General features: G+C 71.3%; 18 protein-coding genes. 12 read left to right on the top strand and 6 right to left on the bottom strand.

From position 1 onward, the window contains the following. Nucleotides 1-120: 120 nt before the first annotated feature. Genes BLR04_RS24535 through BLR04_RS24525 form a run of 3 tightly spaced genes read right to left on the bottom strand, consistent with a single transcriptional unit; the run spans nucleotide 121 to nucleotide 1,041 of the window. On the bottom strand, nucleotides 121-333 hold the full coding sequence (locus tag BLR04_RS24535; RefSeq protein WP_090769471.1) for a hypothetical protein: 213 nt from the start codon (nucleotides 331-333) through the stop codon (nucleotides 121-123). Between the two features lie 35 nt (nucleotides 334-368). Further along, nucleotides 369-719, bottom strand: a complete 351-nt coding sequence (locus BLR04_RS24530) for a nuclear transport factor 2 family protein (RefSeq protein WP_090769469.1) — start codon at nucleotides 717-719, stop codon at nucleotides 369-371. Between the two features lie 4 nt (nucleotides 720-723). Continuing rightward, the gene (locus tag BLR04_RS24525) at nucleotides 724-1,041 is read right to left on the bottom strand and encodes a DUF3140 domain-containing protein (RefSeq protein ID WP_090769467.1); all 318 of its coding nucleotides are present in this window, start codon (nucleotides 1,039-1,041) and stop codon (nucleotides 724-726) included. A 254-nt stretch (nucleotides 1,042-1,295) separates the two neighbouring features. Between BLR04_RS24525 and BLR04_RS24520 the strand changes: the two genes are divergently transcribed. Beyond that, nucleotides 1,296-1,565, top strand: a complete 270-nt coding sequence (locus BLR04_RS24520; RefSeq protein WP_090769465.1) for a sulfurtransferase TusA family protein — start codon at nucleotides 1,296-1,298, stop codon at nucleotides 1,563-1,565. A gap of 5 nt (nucleotides 1,566-1,570) precedes the next feature. Here the strand turns inward: BLR04_RS24520 and BLR04_RS24515 are convergent, their stop codons facing one another. Next, nucleotides 1,571-2,581, bottom strand: coding sequence for a LacI family DNA-binding transcriptional regulator (locus BLR04_RS24515; RefSeq protein WP_090769463.1), 1,011 nt, complete (start codon nucleotides 2,579-2,581; stop codon nucleotides 1,571-1,573). 266 nt (nucleotides 2,582-2,847) lie between these two features. Here BLR04_RS24515 and BLR04_RS24510 point away from each other — a divergent pair, with 266 nt between their 5' ends. From BLR04_RS24510 to BLR04_RS24495, 4 genes are read left to right on the top strand one after another with little or no spacing between them, the layout of a single operon-like run. Next, nucleotides 2,848-3,315, top strand: a complete 468-nt coding sequence (locus BLR04_RS24510) for a (2Fe-2S)-binding protein (RefSeq protein WP_090769460.1) — start codon at nucleotides 2,848-2,850, stop codon at nucleotides 3,313-3,315. Then, entirely contained in the window at nucleotides 3,312-4,307 is a 996-nt protein-coding gene (locus BLR04_RS24505; RefSeq protein ID WP_090769458.1) for an FAD binding domain-containing protein, read from the top strand. The genes BLR04_RS24510 and BLR04_RS24505 overlap by 4 nt, the downstream gene beginning before the upstream one ends. Then, nucleotides 4,304-6,541: a xanthine dehydrogenase family protein molybdopterin-binding subunit gene (locus BLR04_RS24500; RefSeq protein ID WP_090769456.1), complete on the top strand. Its 2,238-nt coding sequence runs from the start codon at nucleotides 4,304-4,306 to the stop codon at nucleotides 6,539-6,541. The genes BLR04_RS24505 and BLR04_RS24500 overlap by 4 nt, the downstream gene beginning before the upstream one ends. Nucleotides 6,542-6,582: 41 nt before the next feature. Then, nucleotides 6,583-7,041: a nuclear transport factor 2 family protein gene (locus tag BLR04_RS24495; protein WP_090769455.1), complete on the top strand. Its 459-nt coding sequence runs from the start codon at nucleotides 6,583-6,585 to the stop codon at nucleotides 7,039-7,041. On the opposite strand, the gene BLR04_RS24490 is transcribed toward BLR04_RS24495, so the two are convergent. Next, on the bottom strand, nucleotides 7,034-8,326 hold the full coding sequence (locus BLR04_RS24490; protein ID WP_090769452.1) for an ArsB/NhaD family transporter: 1,293 nt from the start codon (nucleotides 8,324-8,326) through the stop codon (nucleotides 7,034-7,036). The two genes, BLR04_RS24495 and BLR04_RS24490, sit on opposite strands and share 8 nt — an antisense overlap. A 67-nt stretch (nucleotides 8,327-8,393) precedes the next feature. Then, nucleotides 8,394-8,927, bottom strand: a complete 534-nt coding sequence (locus BLR04_RS24485; protein ID WP_143022178.1) for a hypothetical protein — start codon at nucleotides 8,925-8,927, stop codon at nucleotides 8,394-8,396. A gap of 70 nt (nucleotides 8,928-8,997) precedes the next feature. Between BLR04_RS24485 and BLR04_RS24480 the strand changes: the two genes are divergently transcribed. From BLR04_RS24480 to BLR04_RS24455, 7 genes are all read left to right on the top strand, one after another. Further along, on the top strand, nucleotides 8,998-9,552 hold the full coding sequence (locus BLR04_RS24480; protein WP_245740467.1) for a YceI family protein: 555 nt from the start codon (nucleotides 8,998-9,000) through the stop codon (nucleotides 9,550-9,552). Nucleotides 9,553-9,615: 63 nt separating this feature from the next. Beyond that, nucleotides 9,616-10,473, top strand: coding sequence for a dioxygenase family protein (locus tag BLR04_RS24475; RefSeq protein WP_218129138.1), 858 nt, complete (start codon nucleotides 9,616-9,618; stop codon nucleotides 10,471-10,473). Between the two features lie 306 nt (nucleotides 10,474-10,779). Further along, the gene (locus BLR04_RS24470; RefSeq protein WP_245740466.1) at nucleotides 10,780-12,612 is read left to right on the top strand and encodes an ABC transporter ATP-binding protein; all 1,833 of its coding nucleotides are present in this window, start codon (nucleotides 10,780-10,782) and stop codon (nucleotides 12,610-12,612) included. Continuing rightward, a complete protein-coding gene (locus BLR04_RS24465) occupies nucleotides 12,612-14,435 on the top strand; it encodes an ABC transporter ATP-binding protein (RefSeq protein ID WP_090769446.1) in 1,824 nt (607 codons plus the stop codon). Before BLR04_RS24470 ends, BLR04_RS24465 begins: the two co-directional genes overlap by 1 nt. 40 nt (nucleotides 14,436-14,475) lie before the next feature. Next, the gene (locus tag BLR04_RS24460; protein WP_090769443.1) at nucleotides 14,476-15,519 is read left to right on the top strand and encodes a tartrate dehydrogenase; all 1,044 of its coding nucleotides are present in this window, start codon (nucleotides 14,476-14,478) and stop codon (nucleotides 15,517-15,519) included. 207 nt (nucleotides 15,520-15,726) lie between these two features. Further along, entirely contained in the window at nucleotides 15,727-15,852 is a 126-nt protein-coding gene (locus BLR04_RS42440; protein ID WP_281191631.1) for a hypothetical protein, read from the top strand. Then, the gene (locus tag BLR04_RS24455) at nucleotides 15,849-16,481 is read left to right on the top strand and encodes a histidine phosphatase family protein (protein ID WP_090769441.1); all 633 of its coding nucleotides are present in this window, start codon (nucleotides 15,849-15,851) and stop codon (nucleotides 16,479-16,481) included. Before BLR04_RS42440 ends, BLR04_RS24455 begins: the two co-directional genes overlap by 4 nt. Nucleotides 16,482-16,535: the final 54 nt, after the last annotated feature.

Raw genomic sequence — 16,535 nt, 5'->3', positions numbered from 1 at the left:
TTACGCCAAATCTGTCCCCGCCGCTCGCACCGGCTTTCCAGAAGCCTTCCGATCGCCAGAACACCGGGTCCCGAGCGTACCTCCCGAGCTTCCCCCGTGCGGCGCTCCCGTGGCCGGACGTCAGTCGGAGGCGAGGCGTTCGAAGAGGGCCACGGCGGCGCGGCGCACCTCGTCGGGGGTCACCCCGTCGAGCGTCTTCCTGGCGGCGTCGATGTCGCGCGTGGTCGCCAGCGTGATGGCCAAGGACGAGGCGGCCGCGTGGTCGATCGAGCCCGCCGGCGCGGCGTCCGCGAGTTCCTGGGCACTTGTCGCGAGGTCGAGGTTGTCTCTCAATGGATCTCCTCGGGTCGGATGTTCGGCTCATTGCATCACCTGGTGTCGTGCCGCATCCACCATTCGGTGAATTCCCGGCAGCGCCCATCCGGGACGAACCGTATCAACCAGAGATTACTGTACGTTTTGTCCGAATAAGCGGTGATTCCGTGGATGACGCTCAGGTCGTCCGTCACGCACACCGGATGCCAGCCGAACGTGGCCTCACCAGGAGCGTCCTTCCGATCGAGCCACCGCGCGACGATGTCGGCGCGGCCCTGCCAGGGCAGGCTGTACGGCTCGGTGTAGTAGACGGCGTCCTCGGTGAACAGGGCCGCGATGCCGTCGGGGTCGTTGGAGTTCCACGCGCGGAGGTAGCCCTCGACCCACGCCTGCGGCTCGACCATCCGATCACCCCCTCAACGGGTCGTGTCCGACCGACATCAGCTCGCGCCGCGACGCGTCGTCCGTACGGTCGCCCATGATCTCCACGAACTCGACCACCTGCCGCATGACGTGGAGGTCGTGCCTGGTGAGGTCGCCCCTGCGCTTGCCGAGGACGTGCAGCACGCCCCGTCCGAGCTCGTGGATGCCGAGGTCCGGGTCGGAGGTGAAGCCGTCCTCGTGCGAGGCGGAGGCGAGCAGGTGGGAGCGGAGCTCCGCGGAGTTCATGTTCACCGTACGGTGGAACAGGTTCCACAGCATGTCGGTGTCAAGACCCTTGGCCATGCGGCCCGCCTACCCGCCATCCCCCGCGTTACGCCCCCTGACCTGCCAGGACGCCCGCCACGGACCGCATCCCGCACCCCAGAGCTACGCGGACGCCCGCCATGCGAGGCGCTCCCTCCCGCGCGTCACACCCCCGCGCCAAGAGGCGCCCGCCACGGCAGCGCTGTCGTCTCCCGCGTCCCCCCACGTCAAGAGGATGCCCGCCGTCACCCAGCCGGTGCGCTCGTGGCGGTGGGAGGTGGTTTGCTGGAGGTATGGCGGACCTGGTGGTGGACGGCGGGGACAAGCTGTGCGTGCAGCTGCTCATCGAGCTGCGCGGCCACGTACGCCAGGCCGGCCCAGGCGCCGTGATTCACCTGATCGCCACCGACCCCGCCGCGCCCGTCGACCTGCCCGCGTGGTGCCACCTGACCGGCCACACCTACCTCGGCCAGGTCGAGGGCAGACCACGCCCCACGTACGCGCTCCGCGTGGCTGACGCCGCCAGGCAGACCGCAGAAGCCAAACCCTGGCACGTGACCTGAGCGCGTCAGAGGGACGCGGGTGACGTGGAGTCGCGGATGATCAGGTGGCCGGGCATCTTGTGGATGCCCGGCGTGGCCCGCCCGTCGATGGCGGCGAACAGGTGCTGGGCGGCCGTGCGGCCGAGGAGCTCCAGGTTCATGTCGACCGTGGTCAGGGCCGGTCGCGTCTCGGTGGACAGCATCTCCCAGTTGTCGTAGCCGACCACCGCGATGTCGTCCGGCACGCGGCGCCCGCGCTCGCGCGCGGCCTCGAGGAATCCGGCCGCGATCTGGTCGCTGCCGCAGAAGACGGCGTCGATCGACGGCTCGGACATCAGCAGCATCTCGGCCGCGTGCCGCCCCCACCGCTGCGACCACGCGCCCCACAGAGTCTCGCCGACCTGGGCCGTCCCGGTCTCCGCCAGGGCCAGGCGCAACCCCTCGGCGCGGTCGCGGGCCGCCTTACAGTGGGCGGGCCCGGTGACGTGGGCGATGCGCCGCCGGCCGAGCGCCAGCAGGTGGGAGACCGCCATCCGGGCCCCGCCCACGTCGTCGGGCACGAACGACACGTCGGACGGGTCGTCCGACGGGGCGTGGGCGTACACGACGGGGATGGGCAGGTCCTTGCTGACGGAAGGGCGGGGGTCGGTGCTCTCGCCCACCACGATCAGCCCGTCGACCCGGCGGGACAGCAGCGCCCGCAGGTGGTGCTGCTCCCTGATGGCGTCGCCGCGCGCGTCGCAGAGCAGCACCGCCATCTCGCCGGCGCCGAACGCGTCCTCGGCCCCGAGCAGCACGGGGATGCCGAACCGGCCGACGCTGTCGGAGGTGAGCAGCCCGACCGTGCGCGTTCGCCCGGACAGCAGCCCCCGCGCGAGGGCGTTCGGCTGGAAGGACAGCTGCGCCGCGGCGGCGAGCACCCGCTCGCGCGTCGCGGCCCTGACGTCGTGCCGCCCGTTGAGCGCCTTGGACGCCGTGGCGATCGATACCCCCGCCAGCGAGGCCACATCGTTGATGGTCGCCCGCTTACCCGCCATATTTCGAAACCCTTTTCGGTGAAGTCACTAGCAGGCAAGGTTAGCACCCATTGACATGCCCTTAGGTTTCTTCCAGGTTTCCGAAAACCTTTAAGTACAGGAGTGCGGTCATGAGCGGGGGCACAGACCCGCAGCAGGCGGACGGACCCGGTGGCCCCCGCGACCATGCGCGTCCGGCCGCCGATCGGGGATCACACCGGAACGGAGTTCTGTTAGCGTCCGGCGTGACATCGAATTCCGGGAGGACGGTCTTGCCCGAGTTACGGATGAAGGTGAATGGCTCGCCCGAGTCGCTCGACGTCGAGCCGTGGGCCGGCCTGCTCGACACGTTACGCGACAAGCTCGGGCTGACCGGCCCCAAGAAGGGCTGCGAGCAGGGCGCCTGCGGCGCGTGCACGGTCCTGGTCGACGGCGTCAGGATCGTCTCCTGCCTCGCTCTCGCCGTCCAGTACGACGGCCGCGAGATCACCACGGTCGAAGGGGCCGACCACCCGCTGCGGGAGGCGTTCGTCCGCCACGACGGACTCCAGTGCGGCTACTGCACGCCCGGCCAGATCTGCTCCGCGATCGGCATGCTCAGCGAGTACGCCGCCGGCATGCCCTCGTCCGTCGCCGCGGAAGGGCTCACCGACGACGAGATCAGGGAACGGATGAGCGGCAACCTGTGCCGCTGCGGCGCCTACAACGGCATCCTCGACGCCATCGCCGACGTCGCCGCGCGGGACGCCCGATGAAGCCGTTCGCCTACGTCAAGCCCGCCGACGTCGAGGCCGCGCTGCGGGCCGTCGCCACCGAGCCGGGCGCCAAGTTCCTCGGCGGCGGCACGAACCTGGTCGACCTGATGCGCGAGGGCGTCGAACGTCCCGACACCGTCATCGACGTCACCGGCCTGCCCCTCGACGCCGTGGACGACCTGCCGGACGGCGGGCTGCGGATCGGCGCGCTCGTCCGCAACAGCGTCCTGGCCGCCGACCCGCGAATCCGCGCCCGCTACCCGATGCTGTCGCAGGCGCTGCTCGCCGGGGCCTCGCCCCAGCTGCGCAACATGGCGACCGTCGGCGGCAACCTGCTGCAGCGCACCCGGTGCGCGTACTTCTACGACGCGGCCGCTGCCTGCAACAAGCGCGAGCCGGGCGCCGGGTGCGACGCGCTCGACGGGTTCACGCGCGGGCACGCCGTCCTCGGCGTGAGCGGGAGCTGCATCGCGGCGCACCCGTCCGACATGTGCGTGGCGCTGGCCGCGCTGGACGCCGTCGTCGAGGTGCGCAGCGTGCGCGGCGACCGGCGGATCCCGATCGGCGAGTTCCACCTGCTGCCCGGCGACACCCCGCAGAACGAGACCGCGCTGGCCCCCGACGAGCTGATCACCGCGGTCGAGCTGCCCGCCCTCCCGGTGGCGGCCCGGTCCCGCTACCGCAAGGTCCGTGACCGGGCGTCGTACGCGTTCGCGCTCGTCTCCGTGGCGGCGGCGCTGGAGGTGCGCGACGGCGCGGTGGCCGGGGTGCGGCTCGCGCTCGGCGGCGTCGGCGCCAAGCCGTGGCGGGCCCGCGCGGCCGAGGAGGCGCTGCTCGGCGGGGCCGCCGACGAGGCGGCCTTCCGCCGCGCCGCCGAGGCCGAGCTGGCCGCCGCGACCGTACGGCCGGGCAACGCGTTCAAGACCGCACTCGCCACCGCCACCATCGCCGCCACGCTGAGAGAGCTGGCCAGGGAGGAGGACGCCGGATGAGCACGGACGTCGCCGAGGCCGTCAGGACGGAGACCGTCCCGAACGTCGGCCGCCCGCTCGACCGGGTCGACGGCCCGGCCAAGGCCACCGGCGAGGCCAAGTACGCCGCCGACCACGACTACCCCGGCCTCGCGCACGCCGCCCTGGTGCACGCCACCGTCGCGCGGGGCCGCGTCACCGCGCTGGACACCGAGGCGGCCCGCGCCGTGCGCGGCGTGATCGACGTGCTCACCCACGAGAACGCTCCCCGGATGCGTCCGGTGAAGAGGTTCAGCCTCGGTTCGTTCGTCAAGGGCTCGTCGGTCAACTACCTCGCCACCGACGAGGTGCACTGGGACGGCCAGCCGATCGCGGTCGTGGTGGCCGAGACGCCCGCGGCGGCCCGGCACGCGGCGTCGCTGGTGCGCGCGACGTACGAGGAGCTGCCCGCCGCGGTCGACTTCGCCGCCGAGGAGCCGAAGGCCGTCCCGCAGAAGGGCAACGCGATGTTCTCCAGCGCCGCCGACAAGGGCGACGCGAACGCCGCGCTGGCCGTCGCGCCCGTCTCGGTCGACCTGCGCTTCGTCACGCCGCCGTACAACCACAACGCGATCGAGCCGCACGCCACGACCGCCGTCTGGAACGGGAACCGGCTGACCGTGCACGACGGCACGCAGTCCATCGCCTTCGTGCGCAAGCACCTCGCCATGCGGTTCGGGGTGCCCGAGCGCGACATCCGGGTGCTCGCCCCGTACGTGGGCGGCGGGTTCGGCGGCAAGGGCATGGTCTGGGCCGGCACGCTGCTCGCGGTGCTCGCCGCGCGGGCGACCGGCCGTGCCGTGCGGCTCGCGCTCACCCGCGAGAGCGTCTACCGCACCGTCGGAGGGCGCACGCCGACCACGCAGCGGGTGGCGCTCGGCGCCGACCGCGACGGGCGGCTGACGGCGCTCGTCCACACCAGCGTGGCCCGCTCCGGCGGCATGCCCGAGCAGGTCACCTCCGCCTCCCGCCACCTGTACGCGGCCGAGACCGTCCACCTGCGCCAGAACGTCGTCCACCTCGACCTGGTGCCGCCCACCGCCATGCGGGCGCCGGGCGAGGCCGTCGGCACGTTCGCGCTGGAGTCGGCCGTGGACGAGCTCGCCTGGCGGCTCGACATGGACCCGATCGAGCTGCGCATGCGCAACGAACCCGAACGCGACCCGCTCACCGGCAAGGCGTTCTCCCACCGCATGCTGCGCGAGGCGTACGCGCTGGGGACCGAGCGGTTCGGCTGGCGGGAGCGCGACCCGCGCGCCGGGGCCATGCGGGACGGACGGTGGCTGGTCGGCATGGGCGTGGCCACGGCCTACCACCAGCCGATCCGCTTCCCGGCGAGTGTCACCGTGCGGATGGGCGCGGACGGCGCCGTCGTGGTCCGCTGCGGACTGCACGAGATCGGGGTCGGCGCGGCCACCGTCCAGCGCCAGATCGCCGCCGACCAGCTCGGCGTGCCACTCGAGTCCGTACGCGTCGAGGTGGGCGACTCCGACCTGCCCGCGGGCCCCATCGCGGCCGGATCCGGCCAGACCGCGAGCGCCGCCGCGAGCGTGCTGGCCGCCTGCGACAAGCTCAAGCGGCAACTGCTCGCGCTGGCCGGTCCGCCGCTGCGCGGGCGCGCGATCGGCGACGTGCAGGCCCGCGACGGCGGCCTGTTCCACGGCGGCGGCGGCCGGACGTACGCCGAGATCCTCGCCGGGGCCGGCCGCGACCACGTGGAGGCGGCGGTCAAGGACGGCTGGGTGAACTTCCTGGCGCGCAGCGCCCGCGACGGCAGGCGGTGGGTGCACGGAGCCTCGGGGGCGCACTTCTGCGAGGTACGCGTCGACGCCGACACCGGCGAGGTACGGGTGTCGCGCTGGCTCGGCGTCTTCGACGTCGGCCGGGTGATCAACGCCAAGACGGCGGCCGGCCAGCTGCGCGGCGGCATCGTCATGGGCCTCGGCATGGCGCTGTCGGAGCAGACGCTGGTCGACCCGCGTACCGGCCGGGTCGTGAACGCGAGCCTGTCGGAGTACCACGTGCCCGTGCACGCCGACGTCCCCCGCATCGACGTGCACTGCCTGGACGACCCCGACCCGACCACGCCCCTCGGACTGCTCGGCGTGGGCGAGGTCGGCGTCACGGGCGTGCCCGCCGCGGTGGCCAACGCCGTGCGGCACGCCACCGGGAAACGGGTCGCCGACCTGCCGATCACGCTCGACAAGCTGCTGTAGAACAGGTCGGAGAACCATTTCCGACCTGCGAGGAAGCCGCCATGACCCGTCCGCCGGTGCCGCCGTTCACCGAGGAGACCGCCCTCATCAAGGTCCAGTCAGCCGAGGACGCCTGGAACACGTGCGACCCCGACGTCGTCGCGCAGGCGTACTCGGTCGACTCCGTCTGGCGCAACCGCGACGAGTTCGTCACCGGACGCGACGAGATCAGGGCCTTCCTGCGCCGCAAGTGGGACCACGAGCTCGACTACGCCCTGCGCAAGCAGCTGTGGTCGTGGTCCGACAACCGCATCGCCGTCCGCTTCCAGTACGAGTGTCACGACGCCACGGGCCAGTGGTGGCGCAGCTACGGCAACGAGCTGTGGGAGTTCGACGAGGAGGGCCTCATGCGGCGGCGCGAGGCCAGCATCAACGACCTGCGCATCGACGAGTCCGAGCGGCGCGTCATCGGCCGCAGGAGCGAGGCCGACCGCGGCGTCGACGTGCTCCCGGTCAGATGAGGTAGCGCAGCAACAGGTACGGCGTCGAGATCGCCACGGTCACCAGGGTGACGACGATGCCGTACCGGGTGAACTGCCAGAACGAGATGGGGGTGCCGTTGCGGGCGGCGATGCCGATGATGACGACGTTGGCCGCCGCCCCCACCGCCGTGGCGTTGCCGCCCAGGTCGGCGCCGATGGCGAGGGCCCACCACAGCACCTGTGCCGGCCCGTCGCCGCCGTTCGCCTGGACGAGGTCGTGGACGATCGGGCTCATCGTGGCGACGTACGGGATGTTGTCCACCACCGCCGACAGGGCCGCGGAGCCCCACAGCAGCAGCATCGTGGTGAGGCCGAGCTGTCCGTGCGTGGCCTCGGCCACCGCCTTCGACACCTGGCCGATGACGCCCGTCTCGACCAGCGCGCCGACCATGACGAACAGCCCGCAGAAGAACACCAGCGTCGGCCACTCGACCTCGGCGATGGCCTCCTCGGTGGTCACCTTCGTGGCCGCGACCAGCACCCCGGCGCCCAGCAACGCGACGACGGAGGGCTCGTAGTGCAGCACGGGGTGCAGCACGAACGCGACCATGACCAGGGCGAGCACGGTCAGCGACTGCCACAGCAGCCGGCGGTCGGCGATGGCCTCGCGCTCGTTGAGCGCCATGATCTCGGCGGCGCGGTCGGGGTCGTACCGGAACGACTTCCTGAACAGCCACCGGCACAGCCCCAGGAACACCGCGATCAGCACCACGATGAGCGGGGCCATGTGGACGAGGAAGTCGTTGAAGGTCAGCCCGCCGCGGCTGGCGATGATGATGTTCGGCGGGTCGCCGACCAGGGTGGCGGCGCCGCCGATGTTGGACGCCATGGCCTCGGCGATCAGGAACGGCGCCACGGACAGTGCCAGCCGCTCGCACACGAGGAACGTCACGGGCGCGATCAGCAGCACGGTCGTGACGTTGTCCAGCATGGCAGAGGCGCCCGCCGTGATCAGGACGAGCAGCGCCATCAGCCGGAACGGCCGTCCCCTGGCGCGCTTGGCCGCCCAGATGGCGAGGTACTCGAAGACCCCGGTCTGTTTCAGCACCCCGACGATGATCATCATGCCGAGCAGCAGGAAGATGACGTTCCAGTCGACGCCCGTCCGGTCGTCGAAGAAGGCCGCGCCCGCGTCGGTGGCGTGGATCAGCAGCATGATCCCCGCCGCGCCGAGCGCCGCCGCGACACGGTGCACCTTCTCCGTCGCGATCAGCGCGTACGCCGCCAGGAACACGGCCAGCGCCACGTAGGCCAGAACCGTCATGCCGGGGGAACCTCGTACATGGACGCCGCTCCTCGGGGTCAGCGATCGGGAAAGCGTCCACAACCTATCAAGGGAGGCGAATCCACCGCGGATCGCCGTAGCGCTGCCGCACCCCCTCGCCCGGCAGGTAGTCGGGCGCGGTAAACAGCACGATCCGGCCCTGCACCTCCAGGTAGCGGATCAGCCCAGCGGCCACCGCCGGCACGGTCTCCACGCCGTCGCGCCCCGGCGGCAGCCGGCCCTGGAGCGCCGCGATCACGTCGGTCAGCTCGAACTCGTCGGGCAGCGACTCGGCCACCTCGCGCACGAAACTCGCGGTCACCCGCGCCTCGACCGCCACCCTGCCGGAACCCCCGCACACGTCGCAGTCGCCCGTCTCGAAGGGGCCGACGGCGAGCGCGCCCGCGCCGAGACACCGCGGGCACAGGCCGTGGTCGGTGGCGTGCCGCGCCGCGGCGTCGCGGTCGGCCAGCGGCAGCCCGCAGCCGCACGCGTGGCGGGCGGCCTCGCCGACCTGCCGGATGGTGATGACGTGCTCGTCCATGGCGACCCGTGCGCTCTCGTCTCGCTGGCCGTACGGCGCCTCCACGATAACCCGCACGGGGGACACGTACCGTGTGAACCCGTCACCCAGTGTGATCGCCATGGCCCCTGGTGGTTAGGCTGGAGAGGTGAGTGTTTCCGCTGGCCGTTACACGTTGGGGCCCGAATCGGGGCGGCTGGTCGTCCTCACCACCCGTACAGGGCTGGGAGCGATGGCCGGACACGACCTCACCATCGAGGCCACCCGATGGCACGGCGTCGCCATGGTCGATCCCGACGATCCGGCGTCCTCGTCGGTGACCGTCGAGATCGAGGCCGGGTCGCTCGAGGCGCGGGAGGGCACGGGTGGCGTCAAACCGCTCTCCGACTCCGACCGCATGGAGATCGACAAGAGCCTCCGCGAGAAGGTGCTCGCCGTCGCGCGGCACCCCGTCATCACGTTCCGCTCGACGAAGGTCGAGGGCACGGCTGCGTCGTTCCGCGTCGAGGGCGACCTGTCACTCGCCGGCACGACCCGGCCGTGCGTGATCGAGGGCTCGCTGGACGACGGCCACGTCCGCGCTTTCGCGACCGTCGTGCAGTCGAAGTGGGGCATCAAGCCGTACTCCGCCTTCTTCGGCGCGCTCAAGCTCAACGACGAGGTCGGCGTCCGCGTCGAGGCCGACCTGCGGGCCGAGGGCTGACCGTACCGCTGCGCGGCTCGCGGTGGGACGCTGTCGGAGGCGGGCGACACGAAGGAGATGGCCGTGACACCACTGCTCCGACAGGTCCTGAGCCAGATCGACGGGCCTGACCCGCGCGTCAACGAGCTCGTCTCCGCGCTCGTCACGCACCTGCACGCCTTCGTCGATGAGACGCGGCCCACCGACGAGGAATGGCTGGCCGGGCTCGCGTTCCTCGTCGAGACCGGCAAGGCGTGCACACCCGACCGCGACGAGTTCGTCCTGCTGTCCGACATGCTGGGGCTGACCAGCGCCGTCGACCAGGTCAACAACGACGGCCCCGAGGGCATGACGCCGTCGTCGGTCGAGGGGCCGTTCCACTCACCCGCGCCCGAGCGCGAGCTCGGCGCGTGGATCAGCGCGGGGCCCGAGCGCGAACGCGGGGTGCCGACGGTCGTCCACGGACGGGTGCTCGACTGCGACGGCACGCCGCTCGCCGGCGCGCGGGTCGACGTCTGGCAGGCGAGCGACACCGGCCTGTACGACACCCAGGACGACGAGCAGCACCCCGGCAACCTGCGCGGTCTGTTCACCGCCGACGCCGAGGGCCGCTACTGGTTCCGCACCATCCGGCCGAGCAGTTACCCGGTGCCCACCGACGGCACCGCCGGCAGGCTGCTGCGGGCGATAGGACGCCACCCGATGCGCCCCGCCCACCTGCACTACCAGGTGACGGCCGACGGTCACCGCCCGCTGACCACCCACGTGTTCCTGGCCGGCGACCCCTACCTCGACTCCGACGCCGCGTACGCGGTCAAGCGGGAACTCGTCATCGCGCCGCGTCCGCGCACCGACGGGTGGGAGATGGACGTCCCGTACGAGGAGATCGAGTTCACCCTCGGACTCGTACCCCTCGACCACGCGGCGGATGAATTTCCGTAAGACGAACACGCACGCCGACACCCGCGGCTCCTGCGCGCCCAACCTCCGAAGCTGCCGCACGTCCGACGCCCGCGGCTCCTGCGCGCCCAACCTCCGAAGCTGCCGCACGTCCGACGCCCGCAGCTCCTGCGCGCCCAACCTCCGAGCCTCGCACGGCCGGCGCCCGCAGCGCGGTTCCTGAGTTGGGCCTGTGGCGATTGAGCCTTCTGGGGCCGACGTCCGGCGAATAAGTCTTCGAGAACTGTCGTACCCCGGTGGTACAAAGCAGGTCGACCATCTACCCAGCTCTGTCGGGGAGGCCACGCCGTGACCACCAGCAGTTCGGAGTTCTCCGTCGCCGGTCCTCGCCATGACCGGCGCGGCCCGGTGCGCTGGCTCTGGTCCCACCTGCGCAGCCACCCGCTCCCGCTGCTCGGCTTCCTCGGCGGCTCGGTCGCGATGGTGGTGCTCAACGCCATGGTGCCGCTCTACACCGGCCACGCCTTCGACGCCGTGCTCGGCGAGCGCGGCGCGGCCCTCGACGCGCTCTGGCTCATCGCGCTGGCGCTGCTCGCGATCGTGGTCGCCCGCGGCGCGCTCGACCTGGTCGCGCGCATGTCGAGCGAGGTGCTCGCCAAACGGCTGGAGCGCGACGCGCGCGACGAGCTCTACGTCGGCCTGCTCGGCAAGAGCCAGACCTTCCACAACCGGCAGCGGGTCGGCGACCTGATGGCCAGGGCCGCCAACGACATCCGCCAGCTGTCCATCATGGTGACGCCCGGCATCGACCTCATCGTCGACTCCGGGCTGACCGGGGTGGTGCCGCTGTTCTTCATGGCCGCGATCGACCCGCGCCTGCTGTGGGTGCCCGGCGTCTACGCCGTCGTGTTCGTGCTCGCCCTGTGGCACTACATGCGCAGGCTCAACCCGGTGGCCACGCAGATGCGTGAAGAGTTCGGCGACCTCAACGCCGGGCTCAACCAGGCGGTGCGCGGCATCGAAGTGATCAAGGTGACGGCGCAGGAGAGGCAGGAGCGGCTGCGGTTCAGGGCGGGCGCTCGGCGCTACCGCGACGCGTTCGTCCGCAACGGCCTGGTGCAGGCCCGCTACCTGCCCACGCTGCTGTACGCGCTCGCCATGGCGGCCGCGCTCTGGCACGCGCTCGCGCTGCACGCCGCGGGGGCGATCACGATCGGCGAGCTGGTCACCTTCATGGGCCTGATGGGCCAGCTGGGCTTCCCGACCCAGATGTCGATCTTCACGTTCTCGCTGATCCAGATCGGCATCGTCTCCTCGCGCCGCATCCTCGGCATCCTCACCGCCGAGACCGAGATCGACCAGCCCGCCGCCGGCCACTCCGCGCCGATCAGCGGCGAGATCGTCTTCGAGGACGTCACGTTCGCCTACGCCGAGGGCGGCGAGCCTGCGCTGCGCGGGGCCACGTTCACCGTGCGGCCGGGCGAGACGGTCGCGATCGTCGGCGAGACCGGGTCGGGCAAGAGCACCCTGACGAAGCTGGTGCCGCGCATCTACGACGTGACCTCGGGGCGCGTCCTCGTCGACGGCGTCGACGTACGCGAGTGGAACCTCGACTCCCTGCGCTCCCAGATCTCCACGATCGAGCAGGACATCGTGCTCTTCTCCCGCTCGGTGGCCGAGAACATCGGCTTCGGCCTGGGCCAGCGGGCCGACCGCGAGGCGGTGGTCAGGGCGGCGGAAGACGCGCAGGCGGCGGAGTTCATCGCCGAGCTCGACGACGGCTACGACACCGTGATCGGCGAGCGCGGGGTCACGCTGTCCGGTGGGCAACGGCAGCGGCTCGCCATCGCGCGGGCGCTGCTGACCGACCCCGCGATCCTCGTGCTCGACGACTCCACCAGCGCCATCGACTCCGCGACAGAAGACCTGATCCAGCAGGCCATCGAGCGCATCCAGGAAGGCCGCACCACGCTGCTGATCACCCATCGGCTCTCGCAGATCCGGTGGGCCGACAAGGTGCTGCTGCTGCGGCGCGGCGAGGTGGCCGACTTCGGCACCCACGACGAGCTGATCGCGCGCAGCCGCCTCTACCGGCGGGTGTTCGCCCACTACGACGAGGCCGGGGTGGGCCTCGGCGACGAAGAGTCCGTGCTGGCGGGAGAGCAGGGAGGGGTGCGCTGATGGGCTTCATCATGGACGGCCTGGAGGCCGAAGACTACGACCGCACCTACGACGACCGCGAGCTGCTGCGCCGGATCGTCTCCTACTTCCGTCCCAAGTTGGGCGCGATGTGCCTGGTCGCCGCCATGATCGTGCTGCTGTCGGCAAGCCAGGCGGCCATCCCGACGCTGGTCAGCTTCGCCGTCGACGCGATCGCCGACGGCACGATCGGCACGCTCGGCCTGCCGCTCGTCCTCGCGGTGTTCGTCACCGGCGTGCTGTCGTGGGCGTTCAACTACGTCAGGCAGAAGTTCAGCGCCGAGGTCACCGGCGACGTGGTCCTGCGGCTGCGCGAAGACGCCTTCGACGCGGTGCTGGCCCGCGACCTGTCGTTCTACGACGAGACGCCGTCCGGCAGGATCGTCAGCCGGGTGACGTCCGACACCGACGACTTCGCCACGGTGTCCACCCTGACGATGGACCTCGTCAGCCAGGTGCTCATGGTCGGCTTCGTGACGGTCATGCTGTTCCTGCGCAGCGTCGAGCTCGCCGTGCTGACCATGCTGGTGGTGCCCGTCGTGGTGGGCCTCGCCCTGCTGTTCCGGCGGCTCGCCAGAGCAAGCACCCGCCGCGCGCAGCGCTCGCTGAGCCGCGTCAACGCCAACCTGCAGGAGACCATGGGCGGCATCACGGTCTCCAAGAACTTCCGGCAGGAGCAGCAGGTCTACGACGAGTTCCGGCCGATCAACCGGCAGAGCTACGACGTGACGCTGCGGCAGGGGTTCGTCTTCTCCGGCATCTTCCCCGTGCTGTTCCTCGTGGCCGGGCTGGCCACCGTCGCCCTCGTGCAGCTGGGCGGCTCGGCCGTGCTCGGCGGCCGGCTGACGGCCGGCGACTGGTACCTGTTCCTGCAGGGCGTCGCCCTCTTCTGGATGCCGCTGACGTCGATCGCGGCGTTCTGGTCGCAGTTCCAGCAGGGGCTGTCGGCCTCCGAGCGGGTCTTCGCGCTGATCGACGCCCCGCCGCGGGTGATGCAGACCGATGCCCAGCCCGCCGGGCGGCTCGCGGGCCGCGTCGAGTTCCGCGGGGTCACCTTCGGCTACGACGCCGACCACCCGGTGCTGCGCGACTTCGACCTCGTCATCAGGGCCGGCGAGTCGGTCGCGCTGGTCGGCCACACGGGGGCGGGCAAGTCGACGCTCGGCAAGCTGATCACCCGCTTCTACGAGTTCCAGGACGGCGACCTGCTGATCGACGGGCGCGACATCCGTACCCTCGACCTGACCTCCTACCGCCGCCAGATCGGCGCGGTGCCGCAGGCGCCGTTCCTGTTCAGCGGCACGGTCGCCGACAACATCCGCTACCCGCGCCCCGACGCGAGCGACGACGACGTGCGCGCGGCGGCGGCGGCCGTCGGCGGCGGCGACTGGGTCGACGCGCTCCCGGCCGGCCTCCAGACCGACGTCGGCGAGTACGGCCGCGCGCTGTCGATGGGCCAGCGGCAACTCGTCGCGCTGGCCCGGCTGCTCATCCAGGACCCGACGATCGTGGTGCTCGACGAGGCCACCGCCAGCGTCGACCCGCTGACCGAGGCGCAGATCCAGGAGGGGCTCGACGTGGTGCTGGCGGGCCGCACCTCCATCGTGATCGCCCACCGGCTGTCCACGATCGAGCACGTCGACCGCATCATCGTGCTCGACCACGGGCGCATCGTCGAAGAGGGCGACCACAAGACCCTGCTGGCCGCGGGCGGGCGCTACTGCGAGGTCTACAACACCTACTTCCGCCACCAGTCGCCCAACTACCGGGCGGGCACGGGCTTCGTCCAGGTGAGCAGCGAGTGATCATGGACGTTTCCCCCGCGAGGCCGCTTGAATCGTCAGCATGACGACGCATGACATCGCGGTGATCCCCGGCGACGGCATCGGACACGAGGTCACCCCCGCGGCTCTGGAAGTGCTCCAGGCGGCCGGCCGCCGCCACGGTCACGGGTTCACCTTCACCGAGTACGACTGGTCGTGCGAGCGCTACCTGCGCGAGGGCGCGATGATGCCGGACGACGGGCTCGAGCGGCTGCGCCGCCACGACGCGATCTTCCTCGGCGCGGTCGGCGCTCCCGGGGTGCCCGACCACGTCTCGCTGTGGGGGCTGCTCATCCCGATCCGCCGCGCTTTCCGCCAGTACGTCAACCTGCGGCCCGTCCGCCTCTTCGAGGGCATCGACAGCCCCGTACGCGGACACATCGACCTCGTGGTCGTCCGCGAGAACACCGAGGGCGAGTACAGCGAGATCGGCGGCCGGATGAACCGCGGCTTCCCCGACGAGATGGCCGTGCAGCAGTCCGTCTTCACCCGGGCGGGCGTGACGCGCGTGCTCGACTACGCCTTCGACCTCGCCGCCCGCCGCGGCGGACACCTGACGTCGGCCACGAAGTCCAACGGCATCATCCACACCTTGCCGTTCTGGGACGAACTGGTACGCGAGCGCGCTGCCGAGCACCCCGGCGTCCGCTGCGACTCCGAGCACATCGACGCGCTCTGCGCCAAGCTCGTCCTCGATCCCGGACGCTTCGACGTGATCGTCGGCTCCAACCTGTTCGGCGACATCCTCAGCGACCTCGCCGCAGCGGTCGCGGGCAGCATCGGCATCGCCCCGTCGGCCAACCTCAACCCCGAACGCGACTTCCCGTCGATGTTCGAGCCGGTGCACGGTTCGGCGCCCGACATCCACGGGCTCGGCGTGGCCAACCCGATCGGCGCCATCTGGTCAGCGGCCCTGATGCTCGACCACCTGGGCCTGCCGGCGGCCGCCGACGAGATCGTCGCGGCCATCGCCGCCGTCCTCGCCAAGGGCGACATCCGCACCCCCGACCTCGGCGGCACCTCCACCACCACCGACTTCACCGAAGCAGTACTCACCCACCTCTGACCACCCACCCGGCGGCCCCAACCGAGCCGGCACTCACCTTGGCCGTCACACCTCCGCCGTCTTGGCGGGGGTGGCGTTCGGCTTCTGACCGTCTCACCTCCGCTGTCTCTGCAGGGGGTGGCGTTCGCCTTGAGCCGTCACACCCTCACCGCCGCTACGGGAGCAATGCTTGAGATCTGTGGATCTGTCGGGAAGGGGCGTACCGCCATGTTGATCGAGTGCGCCCAAGCCCGCTGGTGCGCCGCCGATGCATCCCACCTGGTGGTCCCCGTCCGCGCCTGGGCCCGTCTCGAACGGGGCCTGCTGGACGAACGGGAGGAGTTCGCCCGGTGAACGACCGCGTCCGTCTCTGGTGCCTGCGCCATGCCGAGTCCGAGAACGTCACCACCGGCACAGCAGGAGCCGTTCCGACCGCTCCGCTGACGCCGCGCGGCCACCAGCAGGCCATCGACGCAGCCGGCGCGCTCGCAACCGAGCCGATCACCAGGATCTACTCCAGCACCGCATTACGCGCACAGCAGACCGCGAAGCACCTCGCAACCCTGCCCGACCTCGACATCACGCCAATACCGGAGCTGGTGGAGGTCGGCATCGGCAGACATGAGGGAACCAGCGACCCCGCGATCCGCACCCGGACGGCACAGGTGCTTCACGCCTGGATCGTCGAGCAGGACCTCCGACAGCGGGTCGCGGACGGAGAGACGGGACACCAGGTCGTCGCCCGCATGACGGCAGCCCTCCAGACAATCGTCAGCGCGCATCCCGGCGAGACCGTCGCCGTCGTCGGTCACGTCGCCAGCCTCACCGTCGCCCTCGGACAGCTCTGCGCCCTCGGCCACCACGTGTGGGGCACGCCCCTCTCACACGCCCGCCCCTTCCTCATCGAGTGGGACGGACACACCTGGCGCTGCCCGGTATGGCCATCAGCAGCCGGTCAACGCAAATCGATCCGCAGGCCTTGACGATTGCTCATGTCGGGGTGGCGGTCGCGCTCTGATCGTGACGTCCGGCTGTTC

It is taken from the genome of Nonomuraea maritima, assembly GCF_900100395.1.
Classification (GTDB): Bacteria; Actinomycetota; Actinomycetes; order Streptosporangiales; family Streptosporangiaceae; genus Nonomuraea; species Nonomuraea maritima.
The sequence above is the reverse complement of the archived record's forward strand: the minus strand, read 5'-3'. Positions and strand labels throughout refer to the sequence as shown.